This is a genomic window from Pedobacter sp. P26 (assembly GCF_050632135.1).
Taxonomy (GTDB): Bacteria; Bacteroidota; Bacteroidia; order Sphingobacteriales; family Sphingobacteriaceae; genus Pedobacter.
The window spans coordinates 2,897,091-2,915,019 of sequence record NZ_CP192574.1; the positions used below are offsets into that span (position 1 = coordinate 2,897,091).

At 41.2% G+C, this 17,929-nt stretch carries 11 protein-coding genes; 9 read left to right on the top strand and 2 right to left on the bottom strand.

Annotated features, from left to right (window positions below; genetic code table 11):
- Positions 1–53: 53 nt before the first annotated feature.
- A complete protein-coding gene (locus tag ACQ86H_RS13525) occupies positions 54–2,438 on the bottom strand; it encodes a PAS domain-containing sensor histidine kinase (protein ID WP_431295169.1) in 2,385 nt (794 codons plus the stop codon).
- Between the two features lie 419 nt (positions 2,439–2,857).
- Here ACQ86H_RS13525 and ACQ86H_RS13530 point away from each other — a divergent pair, with 419 nt between their 5' ends.
- From ACQ86H_RS13530 to ACQ86H_RS13565, 8 genes are all read left to right on the top strand, one after another.
- Entirely contained in the window at positions 2,858–3,460 is a 603-nt protein-coding gene (locus ACQ86H_RS13530; protein WP_431295170.1) for an RNA polymerase sigma factor, read from the top strand.
- A gap of 214 nt (positions 3,461–3,674) precedes the next feature.
- A complete protein-coding gene (locus ACQ86H_RS13535) occupies positions 3,675–4,655 on the top strand; it encodes a FecR family protein (RefSeq protein WP_431295171.1) in 981 nt (326 codons plus the stop codon).
- A gap of 282 nt (positions 4,656–4,937) precedes the next feature.
- Complete coding sequence (locus tag ACQ86H_RS13540; RefSeq protein WP_431295172.1) at positions 4,938–5,165, top strand: hypothetical protein; 228 nt, start codon at positions 4,938–4,940, stop codon at positions 5,163–5,165.
- The gene (locus ACQ86H_RS13545) at positions 5,122–8,151 is read left to right on the top strand and encodes a SusC/RagA family TonB-linked outer membrane protein (protein ID WP_431295173.1); all 3,030 of its coding nucleotides are present in this window, start codon (positions 5,122–5,124) and stop codon (positions 8,149–8,151) included. The genes ACQ86H_RS13540 and ACQ86H_RS13545 overlap by 44 nt, the downstream gene beginning before the upstream one ends.
- Before the next feature lie 9 nt (positions 8,152–8,160).
- Positions 8,161–9,150 (top strand): RagB/SusD family nutrient uptake outer membrane protein, encoded by a 990-nt coding sequence (locus tag ACQ86H_RS13550; RefSeq protein ID WP_431295174.1) that lies wholly within the window; start codon positions 8,161–8,163, stop codon positions 9,148–9,150.
- Entirely contained in the window at positions 9,132–9,539 is a 408-nt protein-coding gene (locus ACQ86H_RS13555) for a RagB/SusD family nutrient uptake outer membrane protein (RefSeq protein ID WP_431295397.1), read from the top strand. The genes ACQ86H_RS13550 and ACQ86H_RS13555 overlap by 19 nt, the downstream gene beginning before the upstream one ends.
- Positions 9,540–9,672: 133 nt before the next feature.
- Positions 9,673–10,728, top strand: a complete 1,056-nt coding sequence (locus tag ACQ86H_RS13560) for a redoxin domain-containing protein (protein WP_431295175.1) — start codon at positions 9,673–9,675, stop codon at positions 10,726–10,728.
- 75 nt (positions 10,729–10,803) lie between these two features.
- Entirely contained in the window at positions 10,804–13,662 is a 2,859-nt protein-coding gene (locus ACQ86H_RS13565) for a M16 family metallopeptidase (RefSeq protein WP_431295176.1), read from the top strand.
- 200 nt (positions 13,663–13,862) lie between these two features.
- On the opposite strand, the gene argS is transcribed toward ACQ86H_RS13565, so the two are convergent.
- The gene (gene argS / locus ACQ86H_RS13570; RefSeq protein WP_138821278.1) at positions 13,863–15,635 is read right to left on the bottom strand and encodes an arginine--tRNA ligase; all 1,773 of its coding nucleotides are present in this window, start codon (positions 15,633–15,635) and stop codon (positions 13,863–13,865) included.
- A gap of 771 nt (positions 15,636–16,406) precedes the next feature.
- Between argS and ACQ86H_RS13575 the strand changes: the two genes are divergently transcribed.
- Positions 16,407–17,852 carry an arginine deiminase family protein gene (locus ACQ86H_RS13575; protein WP_138821277.1) on the top strand — a complete coding sequence of 482 codons (1,446 nt, stop codon included), beginning with the start codon at positions 16,407–16,409 and terminating at the stop codon, positions 17,850–17,852.
- Positions 17,853–17,929 lie beyond the last annotated feature (77 nt).

Genomic DNA, 17,929 nt, shown 5'->3' on the forward strand with positions numbered 1-17,929 from the left:
GTTTGTTTACTGGAAAAAATTTTCCTTTTTAATATTTAAGATTTTAAATGAGTCTATAGAAAACCACTTAATGGAAGTTCGAAATGGAAGACTGAACCCTGCCCTGCTTCACTTTCTCCCCAGATTTTACCATTATGTATTTTTATGATCTCGGCGCACAGGTATAGACCGATCCCGAATCCGGCAATATTGTTATTCTTTTCCACCCTGTAATAACGTTCAAAGAGTTTTCCCAGTTCTTCTTTACTTACTCCGATACCCTGGTCCAGTACGCTAACCCTTACCCAATGCGCTACGCGCTGGCAGGAAATTTCGATAGTGGTAGAAGCCGCAGAATATTTTGCTGCATTGCTTACCAGGTTGTTCAATACCTGTAAAATTTTATCACGATCGGCAAGGACTGCTACCTCATCCAGATGCGGACAGATAATAATATGCGAACTGTACAGTGCCCTGAATTCATCCTGGGCAGATTGGATCAGTTCTGCCATATTGAACGCTGATTTTTCAATGGGAATCTTGCCTGCATCAAGCCTTGCCACATTTAGGAAGCCATTAATCATGGCAGTCATAATGGAAACCTGTTTTAACGGTTGTTTAAAGCCCTGATAAAGTGCATCATCACCGGATTTCTGCGCCTTTCGTTGCATAAACTGTAGATATCCGTTGAGTGAAGTGAGTGGCGTTTTGAGTTCATGGCTCACCATTCCGATAAAGTCGTTTTTCCGTTGTTCTTCTTCCTTGATTGACTGGATATTCGTTGTGGAGCCCACCCACATAATCACCTCACCAGCCTCATTCATTACCGGGGAAGCCACGTTTAAGTGCCAGACATAACTTCCTTCTGTGTTTTTAAAACGCATTTCTGAAATATACGGCACTCCGCTTTTCGCTGCAGCAGCCAGCCCTTGCTGAAAGACAGGGATCTCATCTGGGTGCAACATCTCCAGGTATCCAAAGTCCCGCAGATCTTCAAAACCCATTCCCGCAAAATCCAGCCACTGCCTGTTAAAAAAAGTGACTTCACCATTGGGAAGTGCATTTGATATTTTGGCAGGTACCAGGTCGGCAAGTCTCCGGAAATGTTCCTCACTCCTTTCAACCGCTTTGCGGGCGTTTACCTGAAGGGTCACATCAATGGCCACCACAAGGATATCAGCGGTTTTTCCAGTATAATCCATCACGGGCTGGTACACCAGGTTGAAAAAATATTCTTTTAGGGCCTGCCCATGTTGCAGCATCGCCCTGATTTCATTGGCATAAAAGGCCTCACCTGTATCGAATACTTTTTCAAGTATCTTTTGAAAAGGCTGGTCATTAATCTCCGGGAGCGCATCCTTTAGTGGAAACCCTACGATAGCATTGTTTTTCCCCCAAACCTCAAGCAATTTTGCATTGGCCGTCTCAACGGTCAGTTCTCTTCCATGAAGTACGCCGATGGCAACAGGTGCCTCTTCAATAAGGAATTTGAAACGCTGCTCACTTTTATAGAGTTTGTTATTGGATATTGATAACTGATCATTTGTATTAGAAAGTTGAGCAGTATACCCTTCCAGGAGCTTTCTGGAAATCACCCTGTCTGTGATTTCAAACGACATTACAAGTACCCCTGAAATATTTCCATCAGTATCACGTAGCGGTTGATAGGTATAATCAACGTAGGTTTCTCTGAGGCTTCCGTCAGCGGATGTGAAAATTACCGGGCTTTCTTTAACATCGATAATTTGTCCTGTTTCCATTACCTTTCGGAGTTGACCTGCGAAAGGCTGATCAGACAGATCGGGCAAAATTTCAAGAAAAGGCCTGCCAATAACTTCCTTACGTGTTTTGTTCCAATAAAGGAGGTTACTATCATTGATCATCTCCACCAGGAGCTCATTGCCCCTGATTACTACAACGGAAGCAGGGAGCATGTTGAGTATCTGTTCAAGCCTGCTATTTACCTCTCCGAGCTTATCCTGCGATAACATAAGTTCATCGTTGGCTGCATGCAGTTCCTCATTGGTTGCAGCGGCTTCTTCATTTAAAGCGGCGAGATCGAGGCTTAACCTGGATTTCTCCTCCTCTATATTTTTCTTTATGGTAATATCACTAGCCGCACCAAACCATTCCTCTATTTCCCCATCATCCCCCAGAATGGGAACGGCCCTGGACACGGTCCATCCCAAGCTCCCATCAGCGCGGACAACCCTGTGTTCCAATTCAAAAATCCCTTTGCGCTCAATGGCCTGCGAAATTGCGGCATTCACCATTTCCATATCATAGGGATGCACATTTCTTTCCCTCCACCCCGTTATCGGAGCACTGGTACTACTCAAAAATCCCCGTCCATCCAGTTCATACATGATCTCCCAGTCCGGGCTGAGCCTGTATACCACATCAGAGGTGGCGGTCACTAATGCCCTAAAGCGCTTTTCACTTGCCGATAATTCGCTCATTTATATAGTTGGAAAACTGATTAAGATTCTACAAATAATGTTAAAGCCCTCTTCCGTTAATATCATTATCGTGATTTTAAAGGTTTCGAATATACAAAAGTAACAGATAAGGGTTTAGATTTTCATTTCCTCCACTAAAAATCATTTCTTTAACCTATTGTATTTCTTATGGATATTTAACCTTAAGTATTTTTATCAAATGACAAAGCAAATTAAAATAAATGCTGTTGCAGCGATGGCTTTATTACGGCTGCTTGCTTCTTAATGAGAGATGATGCGGCCTGCGTATGGATCAGTACAACAAGGCGTTTGTTCCCGGGGGCACCGGAAATGAAGAGTTTAAAAAAGAGTTGATTTTTGAATCTTCCTGTGAATAATGGAATTATTGCTTGAAATGGTATTTATTGTTACTTTTGAATATGGCAGCATTTATTCCTAAAAGTGATGAAGATCTTCTAAATGCTTTCAATTCTGGAAATAAAGAGGCGTTTGAAATCATCTATGACCGCTACTGGTTGCTGCTTATTCGCCATGCCAACCAAATGCTGAATGATGAGGAAGAAGCAAAAGATGTGGTTCAGGAGGTTTTCACCGCCCTTTGGTCCAGATCTGACAGCCATCACATTTATCCTAATTTAGCAGCTTTTCTCTATGCAGTTACGCGTAACAGGATTTTAAACCGCCTGAAACATTTTAAGATAGAAGCTAAATATTTAGCACAGGTGGAGCATATCATTCAGCATCCTTCGCAAATGCCGGATAGCAGAGTGCGGGAACAGGACCTGAAACGAGTGATTGAAGAGGGATTAAACAGCTTGCCACCAAAAATGCGCGAAGTGTTTGAACTGAGTAGAAAACAGCATAAAACACATAAAGAAATTGCTGAACAACTGAATATCTCTGATAAAACCGTAAAAAAGCAAATAAATAATGCTTTGCGGATCCTCAAAAGTAAAATGGGTGATTCATTTAATATTTTCTTAACTTTTTTTAATTCCGTCTACTACCAGCCCCGCTTTTAGTTGTTATCACAGTAATTAGCAACAGTAAGCGCAACTAAATGATGGAAAATCATCAGAATGAGCATAATAATTTACTTAAAAAGTACCAGTTAGGGATTTGTACGCCAGAAGAGAAGGAAATTGTTGAATATTTATATATTTTTTCGGCCAATTCTGAAAAAAAGACAGAAAAGTTATTGAGGATGGCCCGCTCCGCGATGAGATCTGGAGAAGAGTGCTGTTTGTTAATGGCATAAAAGATTTTGAGAAACAAAATACTATATCATCTCCGCAAATACAGAGGCCTGCGCTGTGGAAAAGGATATCCATTGCAGCAGCATTATGTATTGCCTTTGGCGCTGCACTTTTTTATGTAGTAAAAACGCAACAGAAGCAGGAACAGGTAGTTTACACAAAAGATATTGGCCCCGGAAAAAACAACGCCACACTTACACTTCCTGACGGAAAAATCATCATACTATCTGATGCCCATAAAGGTGAGGTGGCAAAAGAGCAGGGTGTAGTTATCCGCAAGACCAGCGATGGGCAAATTGTGTACGAAGTAGTTGACCGGGGTACAGCTGGTAACAATCAGATCAATACCCTGTCTACTTCACGCGGACAAAATTATGAAGTGCGTTTGCCGGATGGAACCAAAGTGATGTTAAACGCGGCTTCTTCTATCAAATATCCTTCATCTTTCCTCGGGGCCCTCAACCGTAAAGTAGAACTAACAGGTGAAGCATATTTTGAAGTAGCAAAGGATAAAGTACATCCGTTTCTTGTGTACAGTAAAGGACAAACGGTAGAAGTATTGGGTACCCACTTTAATATTTCGGCCTATCCTGATGATAATCTTTCCAAAACTACACTTCTGGAAGGAAGCGTAAAAATCAATAACCAGTTACTAAAGCCCAGTCAGCAGTTTATACGTTCGGCCACAGCAGAACAGATCGTAGTGGTGAACACTGATGAAGCTGTTGCCTGGACGCAGGGCTACTTTATGTTCAATGATGAACCTCTTGAAAATATCCTGTCAAGAATTGCCCGATGGTACAATGTGGAGATCATTTACAAAAACCAGGAGATCAAGAAGAAGAAATTCCTGGGTACTATAACCAAGTATGACCAGCTCTCTAAAACCTTAAACCTTTTGGCCAAGACCAAAGACGTATCATTTGAAATTACCGGAAATAAGGTTTTCGTTGATCATTAAAAGGCCTGCAATATCACTAATCAACTAATTACTTAAACAAACCAACCAACATGAAGAACCACCATCACGATCCTTAGGAAGGAACCGACGAAAAGGGTTTTTAGCATATTGATCTTTCAAAACAAAATAGCCAAGGATGGTGGAACATCCCTGGCTGTGTTTGCTAAAACCTAATCTTATCAGGTAATGAATCAATTCAATTTTAACAGATATCAAATGTATAAAAATTATAATAAGATTTTATGCAAGCCTTTGTGCTGCTTTTATAAAATATTGTTTATCATGAAGTTAACAACTATTATACTCTTAACAACGTTGCTTCAGGTGAGCGCCACCGGATTCGCCCAAAAGGTTACTTTTGTACAGAAAAACACTACGCTCAAAGAAATTTTCGGAGAGATCAGAAAGCAGACAGGTTACGATGTTGTCGCCTCTTCAGATCAGCTTTTTCAAACGGTAAGAATAGATGCAGGTTTCGTGGAACGCTCCGCTCGAAAAAGTACTGGATAAATGCCTGGAAAATCTTCCTTTCAGTTATGCGATAGAGGAACATTCGGTGATTATCAGGAGGAAAGAAAAGTCTGTAGCTGAAAAAATAATCAGCTTATTCATCCCTAAAATAACAGTGAAGGGAGTGGTGAAAGTGCAACAAAAAACACTTGGTGGTGTATCCATCCTGGTGGAACGCACACGCCAGATTAGCCGGACAAAGGAGGATGGCAGTTTTTTCATTGAGGGGCTTGAAAAAGAAGATGTACTGGTAGTAAGTTATATTGGCTATCAGCAGCAGAAAATACGTGTGGGAGATGTTGATGGGGTAATCAACATTGAACTGAAGCTTAGTACCAATGTCCTGGATGAAGTTCGGGTGCTGGCTTACGGACAAAAGACCTCACAAAGGACAAATACCGGCTCTACAGTTTCTATAGATGCAGCTGTATTGGAGAAAACACCCACTTCAGACCCTATCGCTGCCTTACAGGGCAGGGCGGCAGGCTTGTTGATTACCAATAACAGTGGGTTACCTGGTGCACAAGTTAGTGTACAAATAAGGGGGATAAATACATTGAATCTTGATGGAAAAGCCAGAATGCCGCTGTATATTGTAGATGGGGTGCCTTTTACTTCCAGTTCTATTGCTGGTTTAACCAATCTTGGCATATTGACTAATGGATCAAGTGAAAGTCCATTTAAAAGTATAGATCCCAATTCAATTGCCAATATCGAGGTCCTTAAAGATGCGGATGCGACGGCGATCTATGGCGCGAGAGGAGCTAATGGAGTAATCCTGATTACGACAAAAAGAGGTAAAGCGGGCCAGATACAAATCGGGGCCGACGTTTACGCTTCAATTGCTAAAATTCCACATTACATCGATATGCTGAATACGGAACAATATCTTGACATGCGCAGACAGGCTGCAATCAATGATGGGATAGAAATCACCGAAGATGCATTCCCTGATTTAACCAAATGGAGTCAGACGAAATATACCAATTGGCAAAAGGAGTTTTTTGATAAAACGGCGTTAACGCAAAATGCAGAGCTGAATATTACTGGTGGAAGTAATCAGACCCGTTTTTTGCTGGGAGGAGGATATAGAAATGAGAAAACCGTGTACAATACTATGGACGGGCTAAAAAGTGGGAATATCAGATTCAATGCAGATCACAATTCAAAGGATAATAAATTGAATCTTGCTTTGACCCTCAGTTATTCGGGTGATAAGAATACCGCTATTGCCCTGGATCCTGTTTCTTTTTATGCTCTGCCACCAAATTACTCCTTGTATAATGAAGATGGCTCTTTAAACTGGGCAGTGCCCAATCCGATTGCCTCTTCTTTAAGCAAGATGGAAAGCAAATCTAAAAGTGCCATCACCAATTTTGTGGGCAGTTACAAAGTATTGCCTGACCTAACGCTGAAAGCCAGTGTTGGTTATACTGATTTGCGGATCAGGCAAATGATGTTGACACCTATCGCTGCACAAGATCCTAAATCATCTAATCCTCAAGGCTATACCTATTATGCAAATAACAAAAATAACTCATTCACCTTTGAGCCCCAGGCAGATTATGTCCTTCACCGTGGAAACAGCACTTTCCGCGCCTTACTTGGTGGTACCTATATTGATAACAAATCTTCAAATTATGCCTTAAATGCCTATGGCTATACGGATGACGTGCTGTTGGGCAATGTCTCAGCCGCCCAAAGATCTGACACCACACAACTGGCAAGCCAGTATCGTTTTCTCTCTGCTTTTACCCGTATAGGGTATGAATACCAGAATGAATTGTTCGTGAATGCAACATTAAGACGTGATGGTTCCTCCCGTTTCGCACCCGGTAAACAGTTTGGTGATTTCTGGTCGCTCGGTGCAGCCTGGATTTTTACAGAACGCCAATGGATGAAATCGGCAATGCCCTTCTTAAGCATGGGTAAACTGAGGGCAAGTTACGGATTGAGCGGTAATGACAATATAGGTGATTACAGTTATTTCGTGAACTACGAAAAAACCTTCAACAAATATCAGGGGACCGGACTTTTTCCTAAAAACCTTTTCAACAGTGATTATCAATGGGAAGAAAATAAAAAATTCGAAGCTGCAATAGAGCTTGGTTTCCTGAACGATGCGGTGATGCTTACCGTAAACTATTACCGGAACCGTTCTGGTAACCAGCTGGTAGCGTATCCTTTGGCTTCACAAGTTGGAGTGGGCAATGTAAATCAGAATATGGATGCAAAAATCCAGAATAGCGGATGGGAATTTATATTGAACACTTCACAGATTAAACACAAAGATTTTAGCTGGACCTCAAGCTTTAATTTAAGCGTTGGAAGAAATAAATTGCTATCGTTCCCTGACCTGGAAAATTCCTCATATAAGGATCTATATGCCATCGGCAAATCCTTATCACTGTTCTGGGGATTCGACTTTCAGAAAATAGATCCTCAAACCGGTAAACCTGTATACAGGGATGTGGATGGAAATGGCACTATAGAATATCCAAATGATTTTGTTCCCTTAAGTAATCTTTTGCCAACATTTTACGGAGGTTTTACTAATAATTTCTCTTATAAGCGATTTGATCTGGATATTTTCCTAAGTTTTAAAAAGAGCGGCCGAAATAGCATCCTGAATTTGAGCCCTGGTGCTACTTTGGATAACCAGCCCGTAGAAGTACTCGACAGATGGCAAAGTCCGCAAAATCCGGGTAGCCGCATCGCTTATACTACAGATGGTGCCCTGATATATACTTATAATTCAAGTTTGGCTACTGCCTTTAATAATTCTTACATCAGGCTTTCAAATATTTCCCTGGGATATAACTTCTCAGAAAAACAAGCCGGGAAATTGGGGATGAAAAATTTGCGTGTATACGCGATGGGAAATAATCTGTTTACCCTGACCAACTATCCTGGCTTTGATCCGGAAACAGGTGTAAGTATGCCTACCCTCCGGTCGTTTACTTTTGGTCTGAAAACAACATTTTAAAATTATACAATGAAAAATTTGATATACCGCATAGCTTTCCTGCTGATGCTGACTGTGGTTAGCACATCGTGTAAAAAAATATTAGAAGTAAAGCCTGAGTTCATCAGAACTACCGAACAAGTATATGCCAATGATAAATCTGCAGACAGTGTAGTGGTTGGTATGTATGCTCAATGGGCAAGTAACAGTAATTTATTTGATATCCCTGTGGCCGGAGGGCTTTCTTCTGATGAATTGAAGCCGGGAGCATCATTAGACGATGACTTCCTGAATAGGTACAATAACCGCTTAGACCCTGTCAACTCTTCTACCAAAATCTATTGGTCAGATTATTACAGTGTAATCTATACCGCAAATTCGATCATAGAAGGTGTCGCAACTTCGAATGGCATGACTACTTCAGGGAAACAAAAAGCTATTGGTGAGGCATTATTTATGCGTGCTTTTTGTTATTTCTATCTCGTCAATTTTTTTGGCGATGTGCCATTGGTAACCAGCACAGCTTATAAAGAAACTAAGAATTTTCCCCGGACACCAGTCGCTAAAGTATACGCACAAATACTGGAAGACCTGCTAAAAGCCGAGCGTTATCTTGGTGATCAATATCCTACCGCTGGCCGTGTAAGGGCAAATAAATGGGTGGTTAAAGCATTGCTGTCCAGAGTATATTTATATACCGGTGACTGGAAGAATGCCAGTCTTAAAGCTTCCGAAATTATCGAAAATCGCAATCAGTATAGCCTTGGTGTGATGGAAGGAACCAGTGCAGATGATGCGGAAATGGATATTTTTCACAGCGATAATAAAGAATCTATCTTTCAAATGTGGAATGAAATCGGGTATGGTATAGGGGGCAAACCCTGGGTGATGGTGCTTATGTTGCCGTTGCGGATGAAGGTAGCAATAGTCTTATCGATGCTTTTGAAGACGGCGATAAACGCAGGTGGAATTATATCAATGAGGAAACCGGCGGTTACCGGATCTACAAATATAGATTAGACGTTGAAAATTCAGCATATAAGGAATATACGGTAGTTTTCAGACTTGCGGAGCAGTACCTGATTCGTGCAGAAGCCTTAGCTAAACTTGGACAACCTGATGCTGCGGTTCAGGATGTGAATACCATCCGTAATCGTGCGGGGCTTGAAAATCTGGATGATGGACAAACCGAAAGTTCGATTCTTGATGCTGTAGAACAGGAAAGAAGAGTGGAGTTGTGTTTTGAATGGAGTGATCGCTGGTTTAATCTCCGCAGACTGGGCCACCTTGATCAGGTGATGTCAGAAAATAAACCCACCTACTGGAAGTCTACCGCTGCACTATATCCTGTACCAAGAGTAGAAATACAAAATAATCCAAAATTGACACAAAACCCAGGTTACAACTAAATCTATAAGAATGAACACATATTATCACAGATCAATTCAATTTATACTTTTCCTGTTGCTTATCACAGGCAGCGCTGTGTCTTTTGCGCAGAAGAAAACTCCGAATTATACATTAAAGGGAAAAATAACCGGCATGAAACCCGCTGATAAAGTGACTGTTTATCTTGAACGTTATATAGACGATGATATGCAACAGGATTCTGCCCTGGTGAAAAACAGAACCTTCAGTTTCCGCGGGAACGTAAAGGATCCGGTATGGGCAGTCCTTTCTTATTCCCAGGCTACTAAAGGAAAGAAACAGGAAACTGTACGCCCTTCTTATGAATTGTTTATTGAGAAAGGGGTTTTTAACGTCTCTTTTCCCTTGGGAAACATTTCACAAGCCGTATTTTCAGGCTCTCCTTTGAATGCAGAAAAGGTAGCTTATGAAAGTAAAACAACGAAGCTTACAGTGGCTTTAAACGATGTAAGGTCTGCTTATTTCAGCATTGAGGATCTAATGGGCGACAGTACGCAAGATAGGGCCAAGCTTAAGCAGCAGATGAAGGCAATAGAAAAGGCATCAGATTCGCTGGATCAGATAAAAATCACAACAGACAGTTCATATATAGCCCGTCATCCCGCCAATTATTTTAGTCTTTATCTTTTATCAGAGTCTTTCAGGCACGGTATGCCTTTTGAAAAAACCATGGGCTTGTTTAAACAAATTAAAGCCCCTTTGAAACTGACTTTACTTGGGAAGAAACTGACTGCAGACCTTAAACGTGCGCAGAAAGTAAGTGTCGGGATGGTGGCACCCGAATTTTCTCTGCCTGATTCTACCGGAAAGTTAGTTAGCTTATCTTTCTACAAGGGAAAATATGTGCTTGTTGATTTCTGGGCCAGCTGGTGCGTACCTTGCAGGCAGGAAAATCCTAATGTAGTTGCGGCCTATCAAAAATTTGCTGCACACAATTTTAATGTACTGGGCATCTCTTCAGACTTTGATAAAGGCTCCTGGATGACCGCCTTGCGTGAGGATAAATTATCCTGGCCAAATCTACAGGATGTTGGCTCCAAAGTCGGTAAACTGTTTGATGTTTCGGCGATTCCTTCTAATTTCCTGATTGACCCGGATGGTAAAATTATTGCGAAAAACCTACGGGGAGCAGCACTGGAACGTAAACTGGCAGAAGTGCTGCCCCACTAATCGGGTAGATCCTAGCCCATGGCACAGCGCGGTATAGCTGATGACCAACCAGCATTATAAATTTTATTACCTAATATGAAAATCTACAAAATTATTATAGCCCTGTTTATTGCAGGCAATTGCCTGCCTTTGCTTGCAGGAGCACAACATAAGCCTGCTAAATCTACTGTTGCCGTTCACCATACTGTTCAGCCGGTTACAAAATTGATTCCGCTGGATTCCTCGGTGCGTACCGGAAAGCTGGCGAATGGTTTTACCTATTATATCCGCCATAACAATGAGCCTGAGCACCGGGTGGTGATGTATCTTGCCAATAAGGTAGGATCTATCCTGGAGACGGATGAAGAGCAGGGACTTTCACACTTTCTGGAGCACATGAGTTTCAATGGAACGGAGCACTTCCCTAAAAGTGAGCTGATCAATTATCTCCAGAAAGCTGGTGTAAGGTTTGGTGCCGATTTAAATGCTTACACCAGTTTTGATGAAACAGTTTATCAGTTACCGCTGCCCACAGATGATCCTGAGGTGATGAAAAACGGGCTGCAGATTATGCGCGATTGGGCACAAGGATTGACACTTGAGACGGCCGAGATTGAAAAGGAGCGCGGTGTGATTATGGAAGAAGAAAGGTTGGGTAGAGGCGCTGAAGATCGCATACTAAGACAAACCCTTCCGTTGATGGTAAATAACTCGCGTTATGCCTCCCGTTTGCCTATTGGTAAGGCTGATGTAATCCTTCATTTCAAACCAGAAGTGATCCGCAATTATTACCATAACTGGTACCGTCCGAACCTGCAGGCTCTTATTATTGTAGGTGATATCGACGTGGCAAAAATGGAACAACTGGTCAGGCAAAAATTTGCTGACCTGAAAAACCCGCCAAATGAAAAACCAAGGGTAAAATATAGTTCTTCCTTAACAGGGAAAAACCAGTTTCTTGCGGTAACGGATAAAGAATTGACCAATACGGTTATAGAAGTTAATGCCAAGCATAAAGAGCAGAAAATTTATACAGAGACTGATTACCGTGCCTCACTGCTGAGAAATCTGTTCAACGGAATGCTGAGCAGGCGTTACACAGAGTTATCCCGGCAGGCCAATCCTCCGTTTTTACAAGGTGGTGCCGCAATTCGTGAATTTATGCCAGGACTGGAAGCATTTAAACTTTATGTTAGCTGCAGGCCAGGAGAAGTGGAGAGTGGATTTAAAGCAGTGTGGAGGGAAACGGCCAGACTGCAACGGCTGGGCTTTTCTAAAACAGAGCTGGAGCGTTCCAAAAGAGAGTATCTGAATGACATGGAAGCGATGATGCAGGAAAAGGATAAAATGACTTCCGATACCTATGTAAATGCTTATCTGAACCATTTCCTTTATGGCGGGGCCGCTCCTGGATTAAGCAAACAAAATGAAATGGTAAACCTGTTTATTCCTACAATTACGCTTGCGGAGGTAAATGCGCTAGCCAAAGAATACATCAGGGAAACCGACAGGGATATCATTGTAACCGCACCCGAAAAGGATAAGGCAACTTTACCGGCCGAGTCAGCTGTTTTAGCCTGGATAAAGCAAGTCAATGCCGAAAAGATGGATGCTTTTAAAGACGATGTAAGTAAGTTGCCGTTACAGGCTCATGTACCGGTAGCCGGAAAAATTGTGAAAGAGGAAAAAGATGCCAAAACCGGACTTACTTACCTTACCCTCAGCAATGGTGTAAATGTGATACTGAAGAAAACGAACTTCAAAAATGACGAGATTGTTTTCCAGGCTTTTACCAATGGGGGAACATCCTTATACAGTGATGCGGATTATGAAAGTGCAGCTAATGCCTCAAATATTATCTCTTCAGCAGGTGTAGGAAATTACAATGCCAGTCAGCTGGAAAAATACCTCTCAGGTAAACAGGTCTCGGTTTTTCCTTTTATAGATGAGCGTACACAAGGCTTTATTGGGAGTACAAATGCCAAAGATATGGACAGTGCCTTTAGTTTGCTGTATGCCTACGCTACAGAACCGCGTAAAGATGAGCAGATTTTCAAAGGGATTATCTCGAATGCAAAAGCAGCCCTGGTGAACAAGGACGATGATCCTGAATCGGTTTTCAGTGATACAATGACTACAGTTTTGGGGAACTACAATGTCCGCCGTACGCCTGCTAACCTGGAGAAAATTGCACAGATCAACCTTGATCGCGCATATTCGATATATAAGGAGAGATTCGCCAATGTAACGGGAATGAAATTTGTTCTTGTAGGAAATATAGACGAGGCAAAACTGAAGCCTTACCTGGAAAAATACATCGCTTCCCTTCCTGCAAACGGAACCATAGAGACAGCAAAAAATCTGGACATCCACCTCCCTGAAGGCTTGATATCCAAAACAGTGTACGCTGGTAAGGAGGATAAGGCCGTGGTTTACCTGGTTTTTTCTGGAAAGTTTGATTATGATTACGCGAGTACCCTGAAGATGCAGGCGCTAAAAGAAGCTTTGGAAATCCGTTTACTGGAAAGACTGCGTGAGGAAGAAAGTGGGGTTTACTCTCCGGCTGCGGAAGTAAGTACCCGTAAATTGCCTGATGGCAGATATGGTATATCTATCTATTTCGGCTGTTCACCAGCAAATGTAGAAAGGATGATTGCCTCTGCGGTGGATGAAGTTGAAAAGTTAAAGAAAGTTGGCCCGGCACCGGAAAACATTGAAAAGTTTAAGGCGGAAGACCTACATACGATGCAAACCACGATGAAAACAAATAATTTCTGGCTGGATTATCTGACTGGACAACTTAGCAATGGAGAGCCGCTGGACCAGATCAGTAACTATAACCAGATCATCAAAGGAATGACTGCAAAAGAGGTAAAAGATATTGCAGATAAATACCTGACCGGTAAGAATTATATCAGGTTAATACTGCTGCCAGAATCGGCTAAAGCAAAATAATTAAATCACTCCTGCCCTTTCATCTGTAAAGACAGAACAAAAGGGCAGGGGTGATTATTTGTAATAGCCACTGCTTAATCTGACAATTGGTTAGTTTTTACTAATTCAGATTATTTATATAATTAAATGATATCACGACTCCCCTATTTTGTGTAATAATTAAGGAACGCAGTATATGTTTCCATCTCACATCATCCATCTTACATTCTTTCCGGCGAAGTAATCCCCAAAATCAACATTCCTGCATGAATGATATCAGCAGTTTTTTTGCTCAGGTTTAAACGGAACTGTTTCAGTTCACCTTCTTCCGTTTTTACAATCGGCGGTACCTCATGGTAAAATTTGTTAAACAATTTAGCCAGTTCATATAAATAGTTGGCCAAACTCGCCGGACTGTAAGCTTTTGCCGCAATGGCAATCTCTTCAGGATATTTAGCCAACTGCAAAATCATTTCTAGTTCTACACCTGATATTCCTGAAAACTGCTCACTGCCAACTGCAAATTGATAATCCGACTTGCTCAGCAATGATTTAATCCGCGCATGTGTATACTGAATAAACGGCCCGGTATTCCCCTGAAAATCGATACTCTCAGCCGGATTAAACAATAAACGTTTTTTCGGTTCAACCTTTAAAAGGAAATATTTCAAGGCACCTAAACCTATATTTTTATACAGTTCTTCTTTGTCTGCTTCGCTAAAATCATTGGTTTTACCCAATTCTTCTGTTTTTTCGCGGGCAGTGCTTACCATGCTTTCAATTAATTCGTCGGCATCTACAACTGTTCCCTCTCGACTTTTCATTTTTCCGTTTGGCAAATCGACCATCCCGTACGATAAATGGTATAAACCTTTTGCCCAGCTTTTGCCCAGTTTTTCTAAAATCAGGAACAACACTTTGAAATGGTAATCCTGCTCATTGCCGACCACATAAATAGACTCATCCATATTGAAATCATCGTGTTTCATTTCGGCAGTACCTAAATCCTGAGTAATGTAAACCGAAGTTCCATCAGCACGCAAAACCAGTTTCTGGTCTAAACCATCGGCAGTTAAATCAATCCATACCGAACCATCGTCCTTTTTAAAGAAAACACCTTTAGCCAAACCTTCATCAACCGTACCTTTTCCTAGCAGGTAAGTATTACTTTCGTAGTAGAATTTATCAAAATCAACCCCAAGGTTTTTGTAAGTCACGTTAAAACCAGCGTAAACCCATTCGTTCATGGTTTTCCAAAGCAAAACCACTTCCTCATCTCCTTGCTCCCATTTTAACAGCATTTGTTGTGCTTCCTTAATTAATGGGGCATTTTTCTTCGCTTCGTCTTCTGTTTGTCCTTCCGCTTTTAAAGCATCAATCTCTTTTTTATACTCCTTATCAAAAACTACATAGTATTTTCCAACCAGGTGATCGCCCTTTAAGCCTGTACTTTCAGGTGTTTCGCCATTACCCCACTTTTGCCAGGCCAGCATTGATTTACAGATGTGGATCCCACGGTCGTTAACCAGGTTTACCTTCACCACATCATAACCGTAAGCTTTAAGCAGCTCAGAAACCGAATAACCCAGCAAATTATTACGAACATGCCCCAGGTGAAGTGGTTTATTGGTATTCGGCGACGAATATTCAACCATTACCTTTTTACCATTCGCTGCATACACACCAAAATCAGGCGATAAAATTTCTTCGTTAAACTGTTTTAAGAAATAACTTTCGGCAATGCTTAAGTTTAAAAAGCCCTTAACTACGTTAAATTTGGTAATATCAGCTACGTTAGCGACTAAATATTCGCCAATTTCTGTGGCTGTTTGTTCCGGCGATTTCTTTGAAATTTTGGTGATTGGAAAAACAACAATGGTTGCCTGTCCTTCAAATTCTTTGCGGGTTTCTTGTATGTTGATCACACTTTCGGCTACTTCTTCCTTATAAAGTTCAAAAATGGCTTTCTGTGTTTCGGCAATAATAAAATTCATGCGCCAAAAATAGAGAAAAAAGTCCGAAGTCGGGAGACCGAAGTCCGAAGATTTTTTTAGCCTAAATTTCAATTTTCATCACTATAAGGGCTTTGGAAAGCTACTGTAGTGCCAGTCGTTTTCGATAGTCCTTCTTTCCGCTATAGTCCCGATTGAAGAAATCGGGAGCTGCCGCTTCAATAAGGTTTAGGGATGACGGTGCTGTGCATTAAAAAAGTCCGAAGTCGGAGGTCCGAGGTCGGAAGACAGGATGCCGACCATATAAAACTTATTAGTCTTCAAAATTTCAGACCATGCAATTTCAAACTATATCTTCGGACTTTCGGACGCTCTAAAATTCTAATATTTCACTTAAGACTTTAATTTTCATAATTTTTAAAAGGTTTGGAAAGGTGCTGTAGTGCTTATCGGTGCCGCTAGTCCTTCTTTCCGCTGTAGTCCCGATTGAAGAAATTGGGAGCTGCCGCTTCAATAAGGTTTAGGGACGTCGGTGCTGTGCATTAAAAATTCCGGAGTCGGAGGTCCGAGGTCGGAAGACAGGATGCCGATCATATAAAACTTATTAGTCTTCAAAATTTCAGGCCATGCACTTTCAAACTATATCTTCCGACTTTCTGACATCGGACTTTCCGAAGCGCAAAAATTCCAATAGTTAGGGATCCCGGCTCTGTGCAATAAATAAACCCTTCTAAGTATCAGTCTACCTTAAATCTCACCTCTCAATTCTCATATCTAAATTTTTCTAATAGATTTGTAACAACTAACTTATTTATGAGCGAGCAGAACCCCAATTTTAAAGTGAGCGTAAACACCGAAATCGGCAGATTGCGTAAATTATTAATACATAGTCCTGATAGTGGATTAGGCAAAGTAGTACCCTCTAAGGCACAAGATTGGCTTTTCGAAGATATTGTACATTTAGATACCATCCGAAAAGATGAATATGATTATTATATTAAACTGCTGATGTATTTTCTTGATCCTGAAAAGATCAAAGGAAAACTGGCCGAAATAGATTCAGAAGCATCAGACCGTAATTTTTACAAACCCAACCACCCCGATTTCCACAATTCTAAATCTGTAATCGAGATTCAGAACCTGTTAAGCGAAATGCTGGAGAACGAATCCATTCGCAAAAAACTGGTTGCCGCCGTTTGTGCGATTGAAGGCTGTACTTATAAGGTTCAATTGGAATTAACCAATACCGATCCGAAACAATTGGCAGAGATTTTTATCTCCGGAACATTGGCTAACGATACCATGATTTTTGCGCCGATCCCGAATTTAATTTTTACCAGGGATTTGGGTACAACGATTAATAACCACATTTTATTAAACAAACCGGCAAAAAAAGCCCGTGTGCGCGAAACACTTTTAATGCGTTACATTTTCTTCAACCATCCATTGTTTGAGCACTACCGCAATAATATCCTCGAAATTCCGGATGTGACCATGCATTTTTTAAGACCAGGTGATGAACCAGCTTTCAGTACTACTTTAGAAGGCGGCGATGTGATGATGGTAAGTCCAAACCATGTATTGATCGGCTGTAGTGAAAGAACATCAGAACATGGCGCCAATGAGGCTATTAAATTGTTGTTCGACCAGGATGTAGTAGAAAAAGTTACGGTGGTAAAAATACCAAGCAAACGTGATTACATGCACCTGGACACAGTTTTTACGCAGGTTAAACGCAATACATGGGTAATTTTGAACTCAATTGCTCATTCTCCGAAATTTAATCCTTACGAGCCAATCAACTTTTTAAAAGAACCTGAAAAATTGGAGGCTACTACTGCTATTCAGTTTACAAAAGCTAATCCACAAGAGCCTAAACATTTCGAACATGTAGAAGCTTTATTAAATGACATTAGCCGGAACGATTTAAAAAGCACCGAACCAACTAAGATTATTTATAGCGGAAATAACCTGTTTCCTTACGATTCGAGAGAACAATGGACAGATTCTTGTAACCTTTTAGCCATTAAAGAAGGTGTGGTTTTAGGTTACGACAGAAACGATAAAACCGTTGAAGCCTTTAAAACTGCTGGCTTTGATGTAGTGGATGTAAAAGATTTGATCCAGGATTTAGAAAGCGGCAAAGTAAATGCCGAAACCATAACCGATACGTTGATTTTAATGCCTTCAGCAGAATTATCGCGGGCACGTGGCGGTTTCCATTGTATGAGTTTGCCGATATTTAGAGACAATATTTGAGGCTTAAGGCGTAAGGTATAGGGTTTAAGGTTAAATTTGCCTATAGTATAAGTGCCTGATATTTATTGAAAACTTTT

Coding starts and splice junctions, on each gene's coding strand:
- ACQ86H_RS13540 (WP_431295172.1), top strand. CDS start 4,938: ATGAAGTTAACAACTATTATACTCTTAACAACGTTGCTTCAGGTGAGC.
- ACQ86H_RS13560 (WP_431295175.1), top strand. CDS start 9,673: ATGAAACCCGCTGATAAAGTGACTGTTTATCTTGAACGTTATATAGAC.
- ACQ86H_RS13565 (WP_431295176.1), top strand. CDS start 10,804: ATGAAAATCTACAAAATTATTATAGCCCTGTTTATTGCAGGCAATTGC.
- ACQ86H_RS13545 (WP_431295173.1), top strand. CDS start 5,122: ATGCAGGTTTCGTGGAACGCTCCGCTCGAAAAAGTACTGGATAAATGC.
- argS (WP_138821278.1), bottom strand. CDS start 15,635: ATGAATTTTATTATTGCCGAAACACAGAAAGCCATTTTTGAACTTTAT.
- ACQ86H_RS13550 (WP_431295174.1), top strand. CDS start 8,161: ATGAAAAATTTGATATACCGCATAGCTTTCCTGCTGATGCTGACTGTG.
- ACQ86H_RS13575 (WP_138821277.1), top strand. CDS start 16,407: ATGAGCGAGCAGAACCCCAATTTTAAAGTGAGCGTAAACACCGAAATC.
- ACQ86H_RS13530 (WP_431295170.1), top strand. CDS start 2,858: ATGGCAGCATTTATTCCTAAAAGTGATGAAGATCTTCTAAATGCTTTC.
- ACQ86H_RS13525 (WP_431295169.1), bottom strand. CDS start 2,438: ATGAGCGAATTATCGGCAAGTGAAAAGCGCTTTAGGGCATTAGTGACC.